At 60.1% G+C, this 21592-nt stretch carries 17 protein-coding genes; 15 read left to right on the top strand and 2 right to left on the bottom strand.

Features of this window, described 5'->3' with window-relative positions:
• Positions 1 to 147: 147 nt before the first annotated feature.
• The 12 genes from ACI512_RS08920 to ACI512_RS08865 all read left to right on the top strand — a co-directional run bounded on the left by ACI512_RS08920 (position 148) and on the right by ACI512_RS08865 (position 16672).
• Positions 148 to 1464, top strand: coding sequence for a nucleotide sugar dehydrogenase (locus ACI512_RS08920; protein ID WP_012722336.1), 1317 nt, complete (start codon positions 148 to 150; stop codon positions 1462 to 1464).
• 83 nt (positions 1465 to 1547) lie between these two features.
• Complete coding sequence (alg8, locus tag ACI512_RS08915; RefSeq protein WP_236380104.1) at positions 1548 to 3029, top strand: mannuronan synthase; 1482 nt, start codon at positions 1548 to 1550, stop codon at positions 3027 to 3029.
• Between the two features lie 37 nt (positions 3030 to 3066).
• Positions 3067 to 4233, top strand: coding sequence for an alginate biosynthesis protein Alg44 (locus ACI512_RS08910; RefSeq protein ID WP_012722334.1), 1167 nt, complete (start codon positions 3067 to 3069; stop codon positions 4231 to 4233).
• Between the two features lie 140 nt (positions 4234 to 4373).
• Entirely contained in the window at positions 4374 to 5783 is a 1410-nt protein-coding gene (gene algK / locus ACI512_RS08905; RefSeq protein ID WP_236380106.1) for an alginate biosynthesis TPR repeat lipoprotein AlgK, read from the top strand.
• Positions 5780 to 7267, top strand: coding sequence for an alginate export family protein (locus ACI512_RS08900; RefSeq protein WP_012722332.1), 1488 nt, complete (start codon positions 5780 to 5782; stop codon positions 7265 to 7267). The genes algK and ACI512_RS08900 overlap by 4 nt, the downstream gene beginning before the upstream one ends.
• Positions 7267 to 8856, top strand: coding sequence for a mannuronan 5-epimerase AlgG (algG, locus tag ACI512_RS08895; RefSeq protein ID WP_012722331.1), 1590 nt, complete (start codon positions 7267 to 7269; stop codon positions 8854 to 8856). Before ACI512_RS08900 ends, algG begins: the two co-directional genes overlap by 1 nt.
• 11 nt (positions 8857 to 8867) lie before the next feature.
• On the top strand, positions 8868 to 10316 hold the full coding sequence (locus ACI512_RS08890) for an alginate O-acetyltransferase (RefSeq protein WP_236380111.1): 1449 nt from the start codon (positions 8868 to 8870) through the stop codon (positions 10314 to 10316).
• 8 nt (positions 10317 to 10324) lie between these two features.
• Positions 10325 to 11434, top strand: a complete 1110-nt coding sequence (locus ACI512_RS08885) for a mannuronate-specific alginate lyase (protein WP_085983627.1) — start codon at positions 10325 to 10327, stop codon at positions 11432 to 11434.
• 216 nt (positions 11435 to 11650) lie between these two features.
• Entirely contained in the window at positions 11651 to 13183 is a 1533-nt protein-coding gene (locus tag ACI512_RS08880; RefSeq protein ID WP_012722328.1) for an MBOAT family protein, read from the top strand.
• 11 nt (positions 13184 to 13194) lie between these two features.
• Positions 13195 to 14379, top strand: coding sequence for an alginate O-acetyltransferase (locus tag ACI512_RS08875; protein WP_012722327.1), 1185 nt, complete (start codon positions 13195 to 13197; stop codon positions 14377 to 14379).
• A gap of 16 nt (positions 14380 to 14395) precedes the next feature.
• Positions 14396 to 15049, top strand: a complete 654-nt coding sequence (locus tag ACI512_RS08870; protein ID WP_012722326.1) for an alginate O-acetyltransferase AlgF — start codon at positions 14396 to 14398, stop codon at positions 15047 to 15049.
• Between the two features lie 171 nt (positions 15050 to 15220).
• Positions 15221 to 16672: a mannose-1-phosphate guanylyltransferase/mannose-6-phosphate isomerase gene (locus tag ACI512_RS08865; RefSeq protein ID WP_012722325.1), complete on the top strand. Its 1452-nt coding sequence runs from the start codon at positions 15221 to 15223 to the stop codon at positions 16670 to 16672.
• A gap of 819 nt (positions 16673 to 17491) precedes the next feature.
• Here the strand turns inward: ACI512_RS08865 and ACI512_RS08860 are convergent.
• Entirely contained in the window at positions 17492 to 17905 is a 414-nt protein-coding gene (locus tag ACI512_RS08860; protein WP_122809996.1) for a hypothetical protein, read from the bottom strand.
• 177 nt (positions 17906 to 18082) lie between these two features.
• On the opposite strand from ACI512_RS08860, the gene ACI512_RS08855 reads away from it, so the two are divergent.
• The 3 genes from ACI512_RS08855 to ACI512_RS08845 all read left to right on the top strand — a co-directional run bounded on the left by ACI512_RS08855 (position 18083) and on the right by ACI512_RS08845 (position 19859).
• Complete coding sequence (locus tag ACI512_RS08855; protein ID WP_012722322.1) at positions 18083 to 18547, top strand: hypothetical protein; 465 nt, start codon at positions 18083 to 18085, stop codon at positions 18545 to 18547.
• A gap of 14 nt (positions 18548 to 18561) precedes the next feature.
• Entirely contained in the window at positions 18562 to 19374 is an 813-nt protein-coding gene (locus ACI512_RS08850) for an SDR family oxidoreductase (protein ID WP_064054803.1), read from the top strand.
• A gap of 83 nt (positions 19375 to 19457) precedes the next feature.
• Positions 19458 to 19859, top strand: a complete 402-nt coding sequence (locus tag ACI512_RS08845) for a hypothetical protein (protein WP_046034349.1) — start codon at positions 19458 to 19460, stop codon at positions 19857 to 19859.
• Positions 19860 to 20728: 869 nt separating this feature from the next.
• Here ACI512_RS08845 and ACI512_RS08840 read toward each other — a convergent pair.
• Positions 20729 to 21592 carry an HlyD family secretion protein gene (locus ACI512_RS08840; protein ID WP_236380109.1) on the bottom strand — a complete coding sequence of 288 codons (864 nt, stop codon included), beginning with the start codon at positions 21590 to 21592 and terminating at the stop codon, positions 20729 to 20731.

Here is a 21592-nt window from a genome sequence, read left to right as displayed (position 1 = left end):
TTAGTCACTCACTATTTAACATGCCTGTACGCGGTAAGTCGGCGTCTATTCGCCTAACTTTCGCGGCATCAGTGACGCTTGCAAACATGAACTCCGGCCTTAATAGGCACGATTAACACAGTCTTGAATGACGAAGAGGTAAATGCGATGCGCATCAGCATATTTGGTCTCGGTTACGTTGGCGCAGTATGTGCCGGTTGCCTGTCTGCCCGTGGCCACGAAGTGGTCGGCGTAGACATCTCCAAGGACAAGATTGACCTGATCAATGCAGGCAAATCGCCAATCGTTGAACCGGGTCTGGGCGAACTGTTGAGCCAGGGTATCGAAACCGGCCGGCTGCGCGGCACGACCAATTTCGCCGAAGCCATTCGCGACACCGACTTGTCGATGATTTGCGTCGGCACGCCAAGCAAGAAAAACGGCGACCTGGAACTGGATTACATCGAAGCGGTGTGCCGCGAAATCGGCCTGGTCCTGCGTGACAAAGCCACTCGCCACACCGTGGTCGTGCGCAGCACCGTTCTGCCTGGCACCGTGGCCAACGTAGTGATCCCGATCCTTGAAGACTGCTCGGGCAAAAAAGCCGGCGTCGACTTCGGTGTCGCGGTCAACCCGGAATTCCTGCGTGAATCCACCGCCATCGCCGACTACGACCTGCCACCGATGACCGTCATCGGCGAATTCGACAAAGCCTCCGGCGATGTCCTGCAGTCGCTGTACGAAGAACTCGACGCGCCGATCATCCGCAAGGACATCGCCGTCGCCGAAATGATCAAGTACACCTGCAACGTGTGGCACGCCACCAAGGTCACCTTCGCCAACGAGATCGGCAACATCGCCAAGGCTGTCGGCGTCGACGGTCGCGAAGTGATGGAAGTGGTCTGCCAGGACAAGACCCTCAACCTGTCCCAGTACTACATGCGCCCAGGCTTCGCGTTCGGCGGCTCGTGCCTGCCAAAAGACGTGCGCGCCCTGACTTACCGCGCAGGTTCCCTGGACGTGGAAGCGCCGCTGCTCAACTCGCTGATGCGCAGCAACGAGTCCCAAGTGCAGAACGCCTTCGACATCGTCTCCAGCCACGACAAACGCCGCATCGCCTTGCTGGGCCTGAGCTTCAAGGCCGGCACCGATGACCTGCGCGAAAGCCCGCTGGTCGAGTTGGCCGAAATGCTGATCGGCAAGGGTTACGACCTGAGCATCTACGACAGCAACGTCGAGTACGCCCGTGTCCACGGTGCAAACAAAGACTACATCGAAGGCAAGATCCCGCACGTGTCGTCCCTGCTCAATTCGGACTTCGATGACGTGATCAACAACTCCGACGTGATCATCCTGGGCAACCGCGATGAGAAGTTCCGTGCCCTGGCGCATAACGCACCGCACGGCAAGCAAGTCGTCGACCTGGTGGGCTTCATGTCCGCAGCCACCAGCGTCAGCGGCCGCACCGAAGGCATTTGCTGGTAACAGCAACGGCAAGTTCCGGGCTGCAAGCGTACCAATCCCCAGCGCTTGCAGCCTGGAGCCTTCTTCACCTTCGGATGACGCTTATGTCCAAGTTAAAACACGTACTGCTCCAATCCGCCGGCTGGCTGTTCTTTCTGAGCCTGCTGATGGGTCTCGCCGCGTTGTTGCCGGCGAGTACGTTCGACTCCGAGTCGAAGAATTTTATTTTCCTGATTGGCGCCGTCGGTATCTGGCGCTACTCGATGGGTGCAACGCATTTCTTTCGCGGCATGCTGTTCCTGTACGTGGTCTACCCGCACCTGCGCCGTAAAGTGCGCAAGCTGGGCAAGGCTGCCGACCCGTCCCATGTGTTCCTGATGGTCACCAGTTTCCGTATCGATGCGCTGACCACCGCGCAGGTCTACAGCTCGGTGATCCGTGAAGCCATCGAATGCGGCTTCCCCACCACCGTGGTCTGCTCGCTGGTGGAAATGTCCGATGAGCTGCTGGTGAAGAGCCTGTGGGAACGCATGAACCCGCCGGAGCATGTGAAGCTCGACTTCGTGCGTATCGCCGGCACCGGCAAGCGCGATGGCCTGGCATTCGGTTTCCGCGCCATCTCCCGCCACCTGCCGGACGACCGTGCCGTGGTTGCGGTGATCGACGGCGACACCGTGCTCGCCGAAGGCGTCGTGCGCAAGACCGTGCCGTGGTTCCAGCTGTTCGGTAATGTCGGTGGCCTGACCACCAACGAGTTCTGCGAAGTACGCGGCGGCTACATCATGAGCGAGTGGCACAAACTGCGCTTCGCCCAACGCCACATCAACATGTGCTCCATGGCCCTGTCCAAGCGCGTACTGACCATGACCGGTCGTATGTCGGTGTTCCGTGCCAGCGTCGTCACCGACCCGGGCTTTATCGCCGACGTGGAAAGCGACTCGCTGCAACACTGGCGCCTGGGCCGCTTCAAATTCCTCACCGGTGATGACAAATCCAGCTGGTTCAGCCTGATGCGCCTGGGCTACGACACCTTCTACGTGCCGGATGCGGCGATCAACACCGTGGAACACCCACCGGAAAAGAGCTTTATCAAGGCCAGCCGCAAGCTGATGTTCCGCTGGTACGGCAACAACCTGCGCCAGAACTCCCGCGCCCTGGGCCTGGGTGTTCGCCGCCTCGGCCTGTTCACCAGCGTGGTGCTGTTCGACCAGCGCGTGTCGATGTGGACCTCCCTGCTCGGCCTGACCGTAGCGATCATCGCCACCTTCAAGTACGGCGGCGCGTTCATCCTTGCCTACCTGCTGTGGATCGGCATCACTCGCCTGATCCTGACCCTGCTGCTGTCGTGCTCCGGCCACAAAATCGGCCCGGCGTACCCGATGATTCTCTATTACAACCAGATCATGGGCGCGTTGGTGAAGATCTACGTGTTCTTCCGCCTTGATCAACAGTCCTGGACCCGCCAGGACACCAAACTGACCCGCGATTTGGCCAGCTTTCAACGTTGGTTCAACACCTGGTCGTCTCGGACCATGACCTTCTCCGCCGGCAGCATCTTCGTTGCCGTGTTGCTGATGATGGTCTGACCCTGCCAAGCCTGAATTAACTCTAGGAAATGCCCTGATGAACAGTCCAGTAAACGCCAACGTAGTCCACGAATCCGAAGCCCAGCGCCAGCACGCCCGTGTCAAAATCCCGGCCAAGCTGCGCTTCTTCAACACTGACCGCACCCAGACCGAAGCACGGGTGATCGACCTCTCCGCCGGCGGCCTGGCGTTCACCGCCACCCAACCGCTGACCATCGGTGAAGTGCACAAGGGTCGCCTGCAGTTCGTCATCGATAACCTCGGCCTGGCGATGGACGTGGAGCTGCAGATTCGCTCCTACGATCGCCAGACCGGCCGCACCGGTTGCCAGTTCCAGAACCTCGACGCCCAGGATATTTCCACCCTGCGCCACCTGATCACTTCGCACCTGTCCGGTGACATCGTGACCATGGGCGACGTGCTGGCGACCCTGCAGCGCGACAACTTCACCAAGGCGCGCAAGGTCAAGGACAGCGGCAGCAACATGAGTGCCTTCGGCCGCCTGCGCGCCGTGACGTTCAGCCTGGCGATCTTCCTGGTGGGCCTGGCGGCGTTCGGCTTTGTCTTCAAGTCGGTGTATGGCATGTATTTCGTCAGCCACGCACAGGCTGGCCTGGTGAGCGTGCCCGGCATGAACGTAACGATGCCGCGCGACGGCACCGTGCAAAGCTTGCTCAAAGGTGACGCGATCGCCGCCAAAGGCGCGCCGCTGGCGACCTTCAGCACCAGCATGCTCGATGTGCTCAAGGGCCACTTGGACGAAGACCAACTGCAACCGGCCAAGGTTGAAGAACTGTTCGGCAAGCAAATGACTGGCACCCTGACGTCGCCGTGCGACTGCATCGTTGCCCAGCAACTGGTCGCCGACGGTCAGTACGCCAGCAAAGGCGACGTGATCTTCCAATTGGTGCCGCGCGGCGCCCAGGCCAATGTTGAAGCACGCTTCACCTACCGTCAGTTCGCTGACGTTCGCCCAGGTACACCCGTGAGCTTCCAGGTGGCCGACGAAGAACAGCTGCGAACCGGCACCATCGTCAGCAGCACCAGCCTGAACAGCGCCGACCTGTCCTCCGACATCCGCGTACAGATCAAACCTGACGCACCGCTGGACAGCACCTACGCCGGCCGCCCGGTCGAAGTGATCAGCGACCGTGGCCCATCGCTGAACTGGCTGATCGATAAAGCCATGGCCCACGGTCTGTAAGCGAGGACATGCCTGTGATGACTATCCCAAACACGCCGCATTCCCTGCGGGAGCGGGCTTGCTGTGGCGAGGGCGCTTGCTCCCGTTCGACAGCGCAGCTTGAGCCGGCTTTTGGGGGCGCTACGCACCCCAGCGGGAGCATGCTCCCTCGCCACAAAAGCAGTTGCCACTTGGGTTCAGTAGCGTTGCTGGCACTCGCAGTCAGCCTCGCCGGTTGCGCCGGCCTGCCCGACCAACGCCTGGCCAATGAAGCGCTCAAGCGTGGCGACACTGTCACCGCGCAGCAGAATTACCAGCAACTGGCAGACCTGGGTTACAGCGAGGCCCAAGTGGGCCTGGCCGACATCCAGGTAGGCACCCGCGACCCGGCGCAAATCAAACAGGCTGAAGCCACTTACCGTGCGGCGGCGGACACCTCGCCCCGCGCCCAGGCACGCCTCGGTCGCCTGCTGGTAGCCAAGCCCGGCTCCACCGAAGCCGAGCACCATGAAGCCGAAGGCCTGCTGAAAAAAGCCTTTGCCAATGGCGAAGGCAACACCCTGATCCCGCTGGCCATGCTGTACCTGCAATACCCGCACAGCTTTCCGAACGTGAACGCCCAGCAGCAGATCAGCAAGTGGCAAGCAGCGGGTTATCCGGAAGCCGGCTTGGCGCAGGTGCTGCTGTATCGCACCCAGGACACCTACGACCAGCATCTGGATGATGTCGAGCGCATCTGTAAAGCCGCGCTGAACACCACCGACATCTGCTACGTCGAGCTGGCCACCGTCTACCAGAAAAAAGCCGAACCCGAAAAACAGGCCGAACTGCTCAAGCAGATGGAAGCCGGTTACAGCCGTGGCACCGTCACCGCTCAGCGTGTTGATAGCGTGGCACGTGTGTTGGGCGACGCCTCCCTGGGCAAGCCTGACGAGAAAACCGCCCAGGCCCTGCTGGAAAAAATCGCCCCTGGCTACCCGGCTTCCTGGGTCAGCCTGGCGCAACTGCTCTACGACTTCCCTGAACTGGGCGACGTCGACCAGATGATGAAGTACCTGGACAACGGCCGCGCCGCCGACCAGCCGCGCGCCGAGCTGTTGCTGGGCAAGCTCTACTACGAAGGCAAGTGGGTGCCGGCGGACGCCAAGGCGGCCGAAGCGCATTTCCAGAAAGCCGTGGGTCGCGAAGTGGCCGCCGATTACTACCTCGGCCAGATCTACCGTCGTGGCTACCTGGGCCAGGTCTACTCGCAAAAAGCCCTGGATCACTTGCTGACCGCTGCGCGCAACGGCCAGAACAGCGCCGACTTCGCCATCGCCCAGTTGTTTTCCCAAGGCAAGGGCACCAAGCCCGACCCATTGAATGCCTATGTCTTCAGCCAATTGGCTAAAGCCCAGGACACGCCAGAGGCCATTGACCTGGCCACGCAGCTCGAAGCCCCGCTGACGCCGGAACAACGCGCCCAAGGCCAACGCCTGGTGCAACAGGAACTGGCCACCCGCGGCACCCTGGCCCAGAGCACGTTGCAACTGCACGCCCTGGAAGAAGAAGACGGCGAGGAATCCCTATGAAGCTCAACCCATTCGTCAAAGCCGGCATCGGCCTGACCTTCGCCTTGCTGTGGTCGTGCCCGACCCTGGCCGCACTGACCGAAGCAAAGAACTTCGGCCTGGAAGTCAAAGCCACCGCACAGTCCGAAGATGACCGTGACCTCGGCACGCAGAAAGGCGGCGACGTCAACGGCATCGGCCTTGACCTGCGCCCGTGGATCTACGGCGAAAGCGGCGCGTGGAGCGCCTACGCCATGGGCCAGGCAGTGGTGTCGAGCGACATCATCGAGACCGACACCCTGCAACAATCGGCGGATGACGAAAACCAGCAGACCACCAACGACGACCGCAAGACCAAGAAAAACTACTTGGCCATGCGCGAATTCTGGGTCGGCTACAGCGGCTTCACGCCCTACCCCGGCGAGATCCTCAAGCTGGGTCGCCAACGCCTGCGCAATGACGACGGCCAATGGCGCGACACCAACATCGAGGCGCTGAACTGGACCTTCGACACCACCCTGCTCAAGGCCAATGTCGGCGTCGCTGAACGCTTCAGCGAATACCGCACCGACCTCAAGGAACTGTCGCCCAAGGACAAGGATCGCCAGCACCTCTACGCTGACGCCGCCTACCAGTGGACGCCCGGCCAGTGGATCGGCCTGCGTGGTCACCACACCCATGACAACGGCAAGCTCGACTTCCCGGAACCTGGCGTGCCCACCGACTCGCTGGACAAACGCGAGAACGGCGACCTGACCTGGCTCGGCATCGAAGCCAACAGCGACGCCTACAACTGGCGCAACACCAACACGGTCAATTACTGGGCCAGCGTCACCGGCATGAGAGGCGACCGCGATTCGGTCAATGCCTTGAACGCCGACGGCACCCGCCCGACAGAGGCCAAGCGCAGCGATGACGTCAGTGGCTGGGCTACCGACCTGGGTATCCGCTTGCGTCTGGACCCTCAATGGCAAGTGGGTGCGGCCTACGCCCGCGCCAGTGCCGAATACGAGCAGAACGGCCTGCAAAGCAACCGTTCGAACTTCACCGGCACCCAATCCCGCCTGCACCGTTTCGGCGAAGCGTTTCGCGGCGAGATGAACAACATGCAGTCCATGAGCCTGTTCGGTTCCTGGCAGCTGCGCGAGGACTACGACGCCAGCCTGGTGTACCACAAGTTCTGGCGTGTCGACGGCAACAAGCCGGTGGGCAGCAACGGTATCGACGCCGTGCAGAACAACACCGACGACGTGACCGGCGCGATCCTGTCCAGCACTTCCCTGCCGCTTGAAGACGGCAAGAAAGACCTGGGCCAGGAGATGGACCTGGTGGTCACCAAGTACTTCAAGAAAGGCCTGCTGCCGGCAGCGCTCAGCCAGTCGATCGACGAACCGTCGGCCCTGGTGCGCTTCCGGGCGGGTGTGTTCAAGCCGGGTGATGCCTATGGCAGCCAGGTCGACTCGTACATGCACCGCGCGTTTGTCGACGTGATCTGGAAATTCTGATGGGAGCCTGCGCAATGAACCCTCAAGCCCTCAAAGGCTCGGCCATGCTGGCGGCAGCGATGCTGCTGGCAAGCGGTGCTGCCATGGCCGATGTCGCGCCGCAGGCTAAAGCGCCGACCATCGCCAAAGAACTGCAACAGGCCAAGACCTACACCATCTCCAGCCCGCCGACCGCGCCGCTGGAAATGGCCAAGCCGGCCCTGCCCGACCTGTCGGGCTACACCGACGCGGCGATGGAAAAGAAGATCGTGCGCGCCAAGCCGGGCAAAATCAGCATCCGCCGCATGATGCAGGAAGACGCCCTCAAGGACTTCATCGGCGGTGACAACAAGATGGCTGAATGGGTGGTGCGCCAGCACGGCATTCCCCAGGCGATCTTCATCGACGACGGCTACATGAACCTCAAGGACTTGCTCGGCAAAGTGCCTAAGCAGTACCTGAGCGAAACCTCGCCCGGTGTGTTCCTGGCCAAGCTGCCGATCGTGGTCGGACGCAAGGGCATCCTGGAAATCGACAAGAAAACCCAAGAGCTGCGCCTGTCCCAGGAAGCCGGTTCGTTCCTGATCAACGACGGCCAGCTGTTTGTGCGTGACACCAAAGTCACCGGCTGGAGCGAAAAGGCCAACGGCCCCGCGCTGTACAAGTCACCCAAGGAATTCCGCCCGTTCCTGCTGGCCTGGGGCGGTACCGAGACCTACATCTCCAACACCAAGATGGCCAGTTTCGGCTACGCCAACAGTAAGTCGTACGGGGTGAGTATTTCCCAGTACACGCCGAACATGGCCAAGGTGCTCAAGCGCCCTGAGCCGACGGGCTGGATCATCGACTCCGAGTTCTCGGACATGTGGTACGGCTTCTACTGCTACGAGACCACAGGCTTTGTGATCAAGGGCAATACCTACAAAGACAACATCGTCTACGGCATTGACCCCCACGACCGTTCCCACGGCCTGATCATCGCGGACAACACCGTCTACGGCACCAAGAAGAAGCACGGCATCATCATTTCCCGGGAAGTGAACGACAGCTTCATCTTCAATAACCGCAGCTACGACAACAAGCTGTCGGGCCTGGTACTCGACCGTAACAGCGTCAACAACTTCGTGGCCGACAACGAGTTCTACCGCAACCACACCGACGGCATCACGCTCTATGAGAGCGGCGACAACCTGCTGTGGGGCAACAAGGTGATTGCCAACCGTCGACACGGTATCCGCGTGCGTAACAGCGTCAACATCAAGCTGTACGAAAACACCTCGATGGCCAACGGCCTGACCGGCCTCTACGGCCACATCAAGGACTTGACCGACACCGACCGCGACATCGCCCTCGACCCGTTCGACGCCAAGGTCTCGCTGATCGTGGTCGGCGGTGAACTGGCGGGTAACGGCAGCGGGCCGCTGTCCATCGACTCGCCGTTGAGTGTCGAGTTGTACCGCGTGTCGATGCTGGCGCCGACCAAATCCAGCGGCATCAGCTTCAACGGCGTGCTGGGCGATCGCCAGGAAGAGATTCTCGACCTGTTGGTGCGCCAGCAGAAAGCCGTGCTGATCGACCCTGTCGAACGCCAGACCGAATTGCAGGACTGAGGATGACCCTTATGCACCCACACATGATCAAATTGCTGAGCCTATCGGGTCTGACCCTCGGCCTGCTCGCGGCCAGCCAGGGCGTGCGCGCCGACGAAATCAAGGCGCCGACCTTCACCGCCGAACCGTGCTGCAGCCTGTGCCCGGCCGCCCACGACGCGAAGAACTACACCACGCGTTACCAGCAGAATTTCACCACCCTGGTGCAAGCCCAGGGCGACTGGCTGTTCCGTACCCAGGAAGACCTGCGCACCGAATTCGACACCACCCCGTCCGGCTACAAGCGCATGCAGCAGTTGCACGATGCGTTCAAGGCCAAGGGCGTGGAACTGGTGGTGGTCTACCAGCCGACCCGTGGCCTGGTGAACCGCAACAAACTCAACCCGGAAGAAAAGGCCAAGTTCAATTTCGACAAGGCGTTGGGCAACTACAAGACCATGCTTGGCCGTTTCGCCAAGATGGGCTACGTGGTGCCGGACCTGTCGCCGTTGACCAACGAGCAGCTTCCGGACGAATTACCGGCCCACGATTTCTACTTCCGCGGCGACCAGCACTGGACCCCGTACGGCGCCCAGCGCACCGCGAAAATCGTCGCGGCCAAGGTTAAGCAAATGCCTGAGTACGCCGAGATTCCCAAGCGCGAATTCGAGACCAAGCGCTCCGGGCGCATGGGCAAGACCGGCACCTTGCACAACATGGCCGGGCAACTCTGCGGCACCAGCTACGCGATCCAGTACATGGACCAGTTCACCACCGAGCCCAAGGGCGAAGCGGGCGACGGCGACCTGTTCAGCGATTCGGGCAACCCGCAGATCACCTTGGTCGGCACCAGCCACAGTGGCAAGAACTACAACTTCGCCGGCTTCCTGGAAGAGGAAATCGGTGCCGACATCCTCAACGTCGCCTTCCCTGGCGGTGGCCTGGAAGGTTCGATGATCCAGTACCTGGGCAGCGACGAATTCCAGAAGAGCCCGCCGAAAATTCTCATCTGGGAATTCTCGCCGCTGTATCGCCTCGACCAGGAAACCATCTACCGCCAAATGATGGCGCTGCTGGACAACGGCTGCGAAGGCAAGACCGCGCAGATGAGCGCCAGCACCACATTGAAACCCGGCAAGAACGAATTGCTGGTTAACAGTTCGAACAAAGACCTGCGCAACGCCAACCATCAGGTTGATATCCGCTTCGCCGATCCGTCGGTGAAAACCTTGCAAGCCACCCTCTGGTACATGAACGGGCGCCACGAGGACATCAAGATCGAGAAACCCGAAACATCCGATACAGACGGGCGTTTCGCCTTTGAACTGCGCACCGATGAAGACTGGGCCTCGCAGAACTTGCTGGCCGTGGAAGTGCAGGGCCCCGAAGCGGGCGCTGCCGCGCAGAAAGTCGAAGCGAAAATTTGCACACGCAACGTATTCCCGGCGGGCGGTCAACAGACCGCTGCTGCCGGGCAATGAGGTTACCTATGCAGAAGTTATTGATTCCAACGCTGCTGGGCCTGGCGATGTTCGCCGGCTCAGTCAACGCCGCCGCGCCACTGCGTCCACCCCAGGGGTATTTCGCCCCGGTGGAAGCGTTCAAGACCGGCGACTTCAAGAATGACTGCGACGCCATGCCGCCGCCGTACACCGGCTCGCTGCAATTTCGCAGCAAGTACGAAGGCTCGGACAAGGCCCGTTCCACGCTGAACGTGCAATCCGAAAAAGCCTTTCGCGACAGCACCGCCGACATCACCAAGCTGGAAAAAGACACCAGCAAGCGCGTGATGCAGTTCATGCGCGACGGTCGTCCGGAGCAGCTGGAATGCACCTTGAACTGGCTTACGAGCTGGGCCAAGGCCGACGCGTTGATGTCCAAGGACTTCAACCACACCGGCAAATCCATGCGCAAATGGGCATTGGGCAGCATGGCTTCGGCCTATGTGCGCCTGAAGTTCTCTGACTCGCACCCGCTGGCCAACCACCAGCAGGAATCGCAGCTGATCGAAGCCTGGTTCAACAAACTGGCCGATCAGGTGGTGAGCGATTGGGACAACCTGCCGCTGGAAAAAACCAACAACCACTCCTACTGGGCCGCCTGGTCGGTGATGGCAACGTCCGTCGCCACCAACCGCCGCGACCTGTTTGATTGGGCCGTCAAGGAATACAAGGTCGGCGTGAACCAGGTCGATGACCAGGGCTTCCTGCCGAACGAGCTGAAGCGTCAGCAACGGGCGCTGTCGTACCACAACTACGCCCTGCCGCCGCTGTCGATGATCGCTAGTTTTGCCCTGGTCAACGGTGTGGACTTGCGCCAGGAAAACAACAGCGCGCTCAAACGCCTGGGCGACAAAGTGCTGGCCGGGGTGAAAGACCCGGAGATCTTCGAGAAGAAGAACGGCAAAGAGCAGGACATGAAAGACCTCAAGGAAGACATGAAATACGCCTGGCTTGAGCCCTTCTGCACCCTCTACACCTGCGCCCCGGATGTGATCGAGCGCAAGCACGGGATGCAGCCGTTCAAGACGTTCCGCCTCGGGGGTGACCTGACCAAGGTCTACGACCCGACGCATGAAAAAGGCAACAAAGGTTCCTGACGAAACACGGTAAAAAATGTGGGAGGGGGCTTGCCCCCGATAGCAGTGTGTCATTCAACACAGATGGCGACTGTTACACCGCCATCGGGGGCAAGCCCCCTCCCACAGTTTGAGTCGGTTTCGTCAGTAGGAATGTAGTACAGCCCTCCCCGTCTTTTCGTGGGGGGTTTGGGGGGCTCTGGCCCTTGACTGTTGGTTAAACATGGAGAGATCGGGATGGTTTTCTCGTCCAATGTGTTCCTGTTTCTGTTCTTGCCGATCTTTCTCGGCTTGTACTATTTGAGCGGGCAACGCTATCGCAACCTGCTGCTGCTGTTGGCCAGCTACGTGTTCTACGCCTGGTGGCGAGTGGACTTCCTGGCGCTGTTCGCCGCTGTGACGCTGTGGAACTACTGGATCGGCCTTAAAGTCGGTGCAGCCGGCGTGCGCACCAAGCCGGCTCAACGCTGGCTGCTGTTGGGCGTGGTGGTCGACCTGTGCATCCTTGGCTACTTCAAGTACGCCAACTTCGGCGTCGACAGCATCAACGTGATGATGAAGTCGGCGGGCCTTGAGCCGTTCATCCTGACCCACGTGCTGTTGCCGATCGGTATCTCGTTCTACATCTTCGAGTCCATCAGCTACATCATCGACGTGTACCGTGGCGATACCCCGGCGACCCGCAACCTGATCGACTTTGCGGCGTTCGTGGCGATTTTCCCGCACCTGATTGCCGGCCCGGTGTTGCGTTTCCGCGACCTGGCCGACCAGTTCAACAACCGTACCCACACCCTCGACAAGTTCTCCGAGGGCTGCACGCGGTTCATGCAGGGTTTCATCAAGAAGGTCTTCATCGCCGACACCCTGGCGGTGGTGGCCGACCATTGCTTCGCCCTGCAAAACCCGACGACCGGCGATGCCTGGTTGGGCGCGCTGGCCTATACCGCGCAGCTGTACTTCGACTTCTCCGGCTACAGCGACATGGCCATCGGCCTGGGCTTGATGATGGGTTTCCGCTTCATGGAAAACTTCAAGCAGCCGTACATCAGCCAGTCGATCACCGAGTTCTGGCGTCGCTGGCACATCAGCCTTTCCACCTGGCTGCGTGACTACCTGTACATCACCCTGGGCGGCAACCGTAAAGGCACGCTGACCACTTACCGCAACCTGTTCCTGACCATGCTGCTCGGTGGCCTGTGGCACGGTGCGAACATCACTTACATCGTGTGGGGCGCCTGGCATGGCATGTGGCTGGCGATTGAAAAAGCCATCGGCCTCAACACCTCGCCGCGCAGCTTCAACCCCGTGCGTTGGGCCTTTACCTTCCTGCTGGTGGTGATGGGCTGGGTGATCTTCCGCGCCGAAAACCTGCACGTCGCCGGCCGCATGTACGGTGCAATGTTCAGCTTTGGCGAGTGGTCGCTCTCGGAACTCAACCGCGCCAACCTCACCGGCCTGCAAGTGGCAACCCTGGTGGTGGCGTACGCAACATTGGCGTTCTTTGGCCTGCGCGACTTCTACACCAACCGCCCTGCCGAGAAAACCAAACCAGCCGATCCGAGCCTGATCAAGGCCGTACCGGGCGACAACCCCGGCAGCATCCACGAGCCAGGCTTCACCGTTGGCCAGGATGCCGCCGTGCAACCGGCCTACTGGACCGCTGACTGGCCACGCTACGCCATGCGCGCTGCAGTGCTGCTGCTGTTCGTGGCGTCGATTCTCAAACTGTCGGCGCAGAGTTTCTCGCCGTTCCTTTACTTCCAATTTTGAGGGAGCCGACCATGACCCGATCATTGCGCGTCCTCTATATCGGCCTGTTCCTGGTGCTGCTGCTAGCCCTGGGCGCCTGGTCGCTGCGCAGTTTCTTCGGCTTCAGCACCAATGCCGACGCGACCGTGCTCAACGGTCGCTGGACCAAGGCCGTCGAAACCCACTACGACGAGGAGTTCCCGATCAAGCGATTGGGCACCAACCTCTGGGCGGCGCTGGACTACAAGCTGTTCAACGAAGGCCGCCCTGGCGTGGTGCTGGGCCGCGATCACTGGCTTTACAGCGACGAGGAGTTCAACCCTGCCGTCAACGAAGACCAGAACCTTGAAGGCAACTACGCGCTGGTCGAAGGCGTACGCCAGAAGCTCAAGGCCCAAGGCATTCAACTGGTGATGGCAATCGTGCCGGCCAAGGTGCGCCTGTACCCGGAACACTTGGGTGAGGTCAAACCGGCCAGCATCCACGCCAACCTGTACCAGGACTTCCATGCCCGTGTCGCTGCCGACAAGATCATCGCCCCGGACCTGCTCGGCCCGCTGCAACAGGCCAAGCTCGGCGGCAAGCAAGTGTTCCTGCGTACCGACACTCACTGGACCCCGGACGGTGCTGAAATCGCCGCCAAGCAGTTGGCCAAGACCATCGCCGACAAGACGCCGCTCAACGGTGAGCCACAGCGCTTTGTCACCGAAGCGGAGAAGACCGAACCGCACAAAGGCGACCTGCGTCTATTCCTGCCGCTGGACCCGCTGTTCGAAAACCTGATGCCGCCTAAAGAGCCGCTGGAAAAACGCGTGACGCACCTGGCCGAAACCAAAGGCGACGACGCGCTGTTCAGCGACAGCGAAACCCCAGTGGCACTGGTGGGCACCAGCTACAGCGCCAACCCTAACTGGAACTTCGTCGGCGCCCTCAAGCAAGCCCTGGGCAGCGACGTGATCAGCTACGCCGAAGACGGCCATGGCCCGATCCTGCCGATGCTCAGCTACCTCAAAAGCGATGACTTCAAGAACAACCCGCCTCAGGTGCTGATCTGGGAGTTTCCTGAACGTTATCTGCCCGTGAACAACGAAATCGGTGATGCCGACCCCTCGTGGGTTGCGCAGCTTAAACAAGCCGGTTCGCGCCAACAGAACATGGCACTGAATACACCCGTTAACCATCAAAAATCCGAGACGCCCGACCGGGCGCAAAACTGAAAGAGAGGTAACTCACATGACTTTCACTACTACTCCGCGTCGTCTCGCTAAGACTCTGGCCCTGGCTGCCGGTATGAGCGTGGTATCCCTGTCCGCCTTCGCCGGTGACGCTGCCTTGTACGGCCCTGTCGCACCGAAAGGTTCAAGCTTCGTGCGCGTCTACAACGCCTCCAACCAGGAAGTCAGCGCGACGGTTGGCAGCACCAACCTCAGTGAAGTGGCCCCGCTGGCCAGCAGCGACTTCAGCTTCATGCCGGGTGGTGACTACAGCGCCAAGATCGGCAGCCAGACCGTGCCGGTCAAACTCGCCGCCGATCACTACTACACCTTGGTCAACAACAGCAGCGGCCAGCCCCAGCTGATCGAAGAACCGCCGTTCAAGAACAAGCAGAAATCCCTGGTGCGCGTGCAGAACCTCAGCGACAAGGCCCTGACCCTGAAAACCGCTGACGGCAAGACCGACGTGGTCAAGTCGGTGGCTGCCAAAGGCCGTGGCGAGCGCGAGATCAACCCGGTGAAGGTGAGCCTGGCGCTGTATGACGGCGACAAAAAAGTCGGCGACGTGAAGCCGGTGGCCCTGGAACGCGGTGAGGCCGCGGTGCTGTACGTGACCGGTTCGGGTTCGAGCATTTCGCCAGTCTGGGTAAAACGCCCGGTATCGACCCGCTAACTATTTTCCTGTGGGAGCCGGGCTTGCCCGCGATGGCATCACCTCGGTGTCACTGACAGACCGAGTCGCCTGCATCGCAGGCAAGCCAGCTCCCACAAGGACCGAGACAAAAACAAGAGTGAAACGACAAACCTTCGTAGCTCTGACCCAAATTGATTCAAGGAGAAACACATGATCCCAGTAATCCTCTCCGGTGGTAGCGGCTCACGTCTTTGGCCGCTTTCGCGTAAACAGTTCCCGAAACAATTCCTGGCCCTGACCGGCGAGCACACGCTGTTCCAGCAAACCCTGGAACGCCTGGTGTTCGAAGGCATGGACACCCCGATCGTGGTCTGCAACAAGGACCACCGTTTTATCGTCAACGAGCAATTGGCCAACCGTAAACTGGAATGCCAACGCATCCTTATGGAACCCTTCGGGCGCAACACCGCGCCGGCCGTGGCCCTGACGGCAATGATGCTGGTCAATGAAGGCCGCGACGAGCTGATGCTGGTGCTGCCGGCCGACCACGTGATCGACGACCAGAAAGCCCTGCAACGCGCCCTGGCCCTGGCCACCGTGGCCGCTGAACGCGGCGAGATGGTGTTGTTCGGCGTGCCGGCGACCCGTCCGGAAACCGGTTATGGCTACATCAAGTCCACCAACGATTCGCTGCTGCCGGAAGGCGTGAGCCGCGTGCAGCAGTTCGTGGAAAAGCCGGATGAAAAACGCGCCGTCGAGTTCGTCAAAAGCGGCGGTTATTTCTGGAACAGCGGCATGTTCCTGTTCCGCGCCAGCCGGTTCCTTGAAGAGCTGAAAAAGCACGATCCCGACATCTACGACACCTGCGTGCTGACCCTGGAGCGCAGTGAACAGACCGCCGACACCGTGACGTTGGACGATGCCACCTTCGCTTGCTGCCCGGACAACTCCATCGACTACGCCGTGATGGAAAAAACCCAGCGTGCCTGCGTGGTGCCGCTGAGTGCCGGTTGGAGCGACGTGGGTTGCTGGGCCTCGCTGTGGGCCGTCAACGACAAGGACATCCACGGTAACGTCAGCAAAGGCGACGTGGTCATCCAGGACAGCCGCAACTGCATGATCCACGGCAACGGCAAACTGGTGTCGGTGATCGGCCTGGACAACATCGTGGTGGTGGAAACCAAAGACGCGATGATGATTGCCCACAAGGACAAGGTCCAGGGCGTCAAGCAGATGGTCTCGACCCTCAACGACCAGGGCCGCAGCGAAACCCAGAACCACTGTGAAGTCTATCGTCCGTGGGGCTCCTACGACTCGGTGGACATGGGCGGGCGTTTCCAGGTCAAGCACATCTCGGTCAAGCCGGGCGCCTGCTTGTCCCTGCAGATGCACCACCACCGCGCCGAACACTGGATCGTGGTCAGCGGCACGGCCGAGGTCACCTGTGACGAGAACGTGTTCCTGCTCACGGAGAACCAGTCCACCTACATCCCGATCGCCTCGGTGCATCGCTTGCGCAACCCGGGCAAGATCCCGTTGGAGATCATCGAAGTGCAATCGGGCAGTTATTTGGGCGAAGACGATATCGAACGCTTTGAAGATATCTACGGTCGCTCGACACCGGTTGAACGTGGCGTTTCGGTGAAAACTATCGCGCAGTAAAACAGTCGTACAAGAAGCCCTCACCCAGCCCATTGCGTCCCCTATCCGCAGTGGGTTGGGTGGGGGCTTTTTTAGTTCAACGCCCGCTTACTTTGACGTCGACGGGGCCCCCCAGGCCGACGGGGAGTAGGCGTTATAAGTACCGCTACTGTTGCTGCTTGAGCCCGCGCTACTGTATCTGTCCTTGCCAATCTCCTCAGCCGCCCTGCCTCCCCAGACCAAGGCCCCGCCCAATAGCTTCCCGGTAACTCCACCGCTGTTGACCAGCCTCTTTCCGATGCCCTGCGCCATTGAACCGCCCAGGGTGATAACAGCCCCTTTCGTCTTTTCCTTGTCCTCAGGTTTGATATTAAGCGCGGTAGGCATGCGCGCACTGACGTGGTTGCTGACACCCTGCATCAGCGTTTGCCGCAAGTTCGTGAGCCCCATACCTTGCATGCGGGGCAAAGACGACGCGGCGCCTCCTTCGTATTGCGCTGGGTTGATGGATACTTGCGCGGTAGGCGCAGGTGCGGAGGCGGGTGCTACGAAAGCAGTCTGCGTAGGGGCAAGGGTATTTGAAACCGTCATAGGGCATCTCACTTCATAAGAATACGGTCGGATTCCTTCATAGTTCAGCGTGCGTTTCCATGCTCAAACTCTGTGGGAAAATATTCCAAACCGGTTCCTGTATGAAGGAAATAAACACCTGCCCTGCAGGATCAGGTTCGGCGGCATTCTCTGCGCAATTCAGGCAACATCCCGTTGGAGAACATTGCACAGCAACACCGCAGACCTGTCCTTTTTACGGGATGACCTTGCAGGCTTTATGAAGCACCGTTAATGAGTTCCGGCTTTATCAAATTTATCCGCACCGTACGACTGGGCAACTTTACCCCCCACCACCATGGCTATGCCCAAGGCTTTAGAAAGAGAGCCACCACCGGAAGCCATTTTTTGCCCAGCCTCCTGGGCTGCCATGCCGCCCATGGCAATACCAAACCCCTTGGCATGCTTGGCAGTCATACCGCTATCGCGTAGTTCCGTTGAAGGCGCTTGCAACAGGGTCTGCCCCAGGTTTGTAAGCTTGTGATTCTGCATCCGGCCAGGCGGACGTGAACTCGGTTCTACGTTCTTGTGTGTGGACGCGCCAGCATCGTTCGGCGTTGGTGCTCGCTGAGCAGTGATGAGAGAGGTCACCACCGAGGCGAGGGCTGAGGTGACCGCGGGCGCAAGAAGGGCTGCGATAGTCATTATTCATCTCACTTGATCAGACTGCGTTGATATCGTCCTGGATAAACCGTATTTCCCTATGTTGGCTCTGTGGAAAAAACGCGTTGTTAGGTTCCTCATAAAGGAAAACCGATCCTGCGATAGGCATCCAGGCCATCGCGCGAGTAGGATGTTTTATCCGCATATGAGACTGTCACCATGTTCTTTGGCGTTCTACTGATCATCACTTGGCTGATCCTGCTACTGCGCTACCCGGCCAGAGCCTTGCCCGTGTCGCTGGCCGCCGCTGTCGGCCTCGGGCTCATAGCGATCTGGGTGGTGTGGCTGGATAACCGCGAAGCCTCACAACTGGCCCGCCTGGAACTGCGCATCACCTACGCCCCAGAAGAATGCCCGGCCGACCGCCCACTCAAACTGACCCTGAACAACGGCAACGACGTGCCCCTCACCGAGCTGCGTTGGCGCGTCGCCGCCTATGCGCCGGGCGACACCGTCAACCTCGCCGACAACGTCTACGCTGCCCCACGCTACCGCGGCCCAGGTGAATTGCAGGCCGGCGCCACCTGGGACGATTGCCTGCCCACACCGCCTTTACGCCCCGGCTACCGCCCGCAAACCCTGGAATTTCGTGCCGAGCACCTGCAAGGCAGTTTCTCGGACTGACAAAGGACTGACCCATGCCCAACGTACTCATCACCGGTTGCTCCAGCGGTATCGGCCGCGCCCTCGCCGATGCCTTCAAGACCGCCGGCTACGACGTGTGGGCCAGCGCTCGCCGCGCGGAAGATGTCGCCGGTTTGTCCGCCGCAGGCTTTAACGCCGTGCAATTGGACGTTAACGACAGCGCTGCGCTGCAACGGCTCGCCGAACAACTGGGCGAACTGGATGTGCTGGTCAACAACGCCGGCTATGGCGCCATGGGGCCGTTGCTGGACGGCGGCACCGAGGCGATGCAGCGCCAATTCGAGACCAATGTGTTTTCCATCGTCGGCGTGACCCAGGCGCTGTTCCCTGCCCTGCGTCGCAACAAAGGGTTGGTGGTCAACATCGGCAGCGTTTCCGGCGTGCTGGTTACGCCATTTGCTGGCGCGTACTGCGCCTCCAAAGCCGCTGTGCATGCATTGAGCGATGCATTGCGCATGGAACTGGCGCCCTTTGGCGTGAGCGTCATGGAAGTGCAACCCGGCGCCATCAACACCCACTTCGCCAAAAACGCCGGCGCCCAGGCCGAACTGTTGATCAATGAACAATCGCCGTGGTGGCCGTTGCGCGACGGCATTCGTGCGCGCAGCCAGGCCTCTCAAGACAAACCGACCTCGGCCAGCGTGTTTGCAGCGGATGTGCTCAAGGCCGTCCAGCAACCTCAGGCGCCGCGCCTGCTACGTTCGGGCAATGGCAGTCGGGCGTTGCCATTGATGGCGGCATTGTTGCCCAAGGGGTTGTTGGAGACGGTGTTGAAGAAACGCTTTGGGCTGACCGGTTCGCTCTAACCTTTCATTCCAGTCAATAACCCCCTGCACTTTCAGCGGCAAATACCAAGCCTCTGCCATACCCCTGCCAGCGAGCCTCACTGATGATTGACTACAGCGATTTTTTTGAAGAAGTGATCCAGACCCACGTCGAAATCGAGCAATGGTTTGCCGGCGTTGCACCCGAAGGCACCTTGCAAAACCTGCTTGCGCGTTTCTCGCCGGCGTTCAGCATGATCGCTCCCGCTACCGGCACACGGGTCAATGCGGCCGGGGTGAATGCGCTGTTCACGCGCTTGGGTGGCATGCGCCCGGGGTTGAAAATCACCTTGAGCGAAATGACCGGGATTGACCGACATGCGCGTGGCGCCACGGTGACTTACCGCGAGCATCAGATCGACGACAGCGGCACCCGGACGGACCGCCGCGCCACGGTGATCTTTGAGAAGCAGGCCAGCGGCGCACTGCTGTGGCGCCACCTGCATGAGACGTTTATCGCGCCATGAAATAACCATCAGGCCGGTTCCTACATAAAACAGCGAACGGCCTGACATCACGACAAGGAAACTATCCGCAGGCTCTTTCACCTCTGTCTACTCACAGGTGAAAGGATGCCAAGCGATTTCCTGCGAAGCGGTGTGCCGGATGCGCACACCACGACTCGCCAAGAGCGCGCAAAGTTAACAAGCGAAGTGTTACGCCTGAAAAACCCTCGCCATCCCAGCGCGATCATTCGCCTGAAACAGCTATCTGGGCAGTTGCCCAGACGCTTCAGCAATTCCCAAATACGCCTAAGCATCATGACTCAGATCAACGATCAAATCGGAGCCACTTTGGCTGTTGCGGGTAGCAGCCTATCCGGGAACGTCAACCACGTAATCATTGCACTGTACGAGGAGTTGGACAGCCATGAAATATAGCGTCGACCCCTTCCGGGAGTATTTAATTTGGCGACGTTACGCGTACCGCTTTTTACCGACATGGGGGGGCGACCTTACTGCTTTGCTTGAACGCGATTGCCGGCAACATGGCACATAGCCTTTCGTACTACGCAAAGGTCTATCACTTTTCCACCGAATATACTTTCGGAACCGGCGTAGCACTCTGCTTGATCTTCTACACGGGGCAAACGATGTTGTGGGACGGATCCCGCCATGCATTTCGAGTGCTTATACCCCTGACTATCGCGAATATCTTGCTGGCGATCGCCTATCTCAGCAGTCATGCTGTGACATTGCTCAACGTATTGCCGCTATTCTCGGCGCTGCTCTACATCTTGGTTATCAACTCAAAAAATCACCGGCGTTATACCAGTATCTTGCGGGTCAAACGCCGTCGCAAAGCCAGAGCCAAAACGCTATTCCAATAACCGACCTCAATCTTGCGACAACTCCCGCACAATCACGGTGCAGGTAATGCCCGCCGCCAACAACACACCCTCCGGCACCGCATCAATATGAATACGCACCGGCACCCGCTGGGCCAGGCGTACCCAGTTGAAGGTCGGGTTCACATCGGCGATCAGCTCGCGGCTCTCGGGGTTGTCGCGGTCGTAGATACCGCGCGCGATGCTTTCTACGTGGCCCTTCAGCGTCTCGCCGCTCATCAACTGCATATCGGCTGGGTCACCGACTTTCACATGGGGCAATTTGGTTTCTTCGAAAAAGCCGTAAACCCAGAATGAGTTCATGTCCACCACCGCCATCTTGGCTTCGCCGATACGTGCGTAGTCACCTCGATGCACGTTGAGGTTGGTGACATAACCATCCACCGCTGCCACCACCTGCGTGCGTTTCAAGTTGAGTTCGGCCGCCTCCAATTGCGCCAGCGCGTGCTGATAATCCGCCAGCGCCGAGTCGGCGATATTGCTGGCGTCGTCGCGGTTTTCCTTGGAGATCACCAGCGCATCGAGGTCAGCACGTCGGTGGGCGTTGACCTTGCGCATTTCCCAGGTGGCTTTGCGGGAGGCCACGAGGGATTGCGCCTGCTTGACGGCGATGCGGTAGTGCTCAGGGTCGATCTGCATCAGCAGGTCGCCCTTTTTCACCCGTTGGTTATCGCGTACCGGCACGTCGACCACTTCGCCGGTGACGTCGGCGGCCACATTGATGATGTCGGCGCGTACGCGGCCGTCGCGGGTCCAGGGCGTTTCCATGTAGTGCACCCACAACGTGCGGCCAATCCAGATCGCCAAGGCCAGTACCAGTAAGGTCGCGAGCAGGCTGAAAAACTTTTTCAT

Origin of the sequence: Pseudomonas petroselini (assembly GCF_045037875.1) — a bacterium.
GTDB lineage: Bacteria > Pseudomonadota > Gammaproteobacteria > Pseudomonadales > Pseudomonadaceae > Aquipseudomonas > Aquipseudomonas petroselini.
The sequence above is the reverse complement of the archived record's forward strand: the minus strand, read 5'-3'. Positions and strand labels throughout refer to the sequence as shown.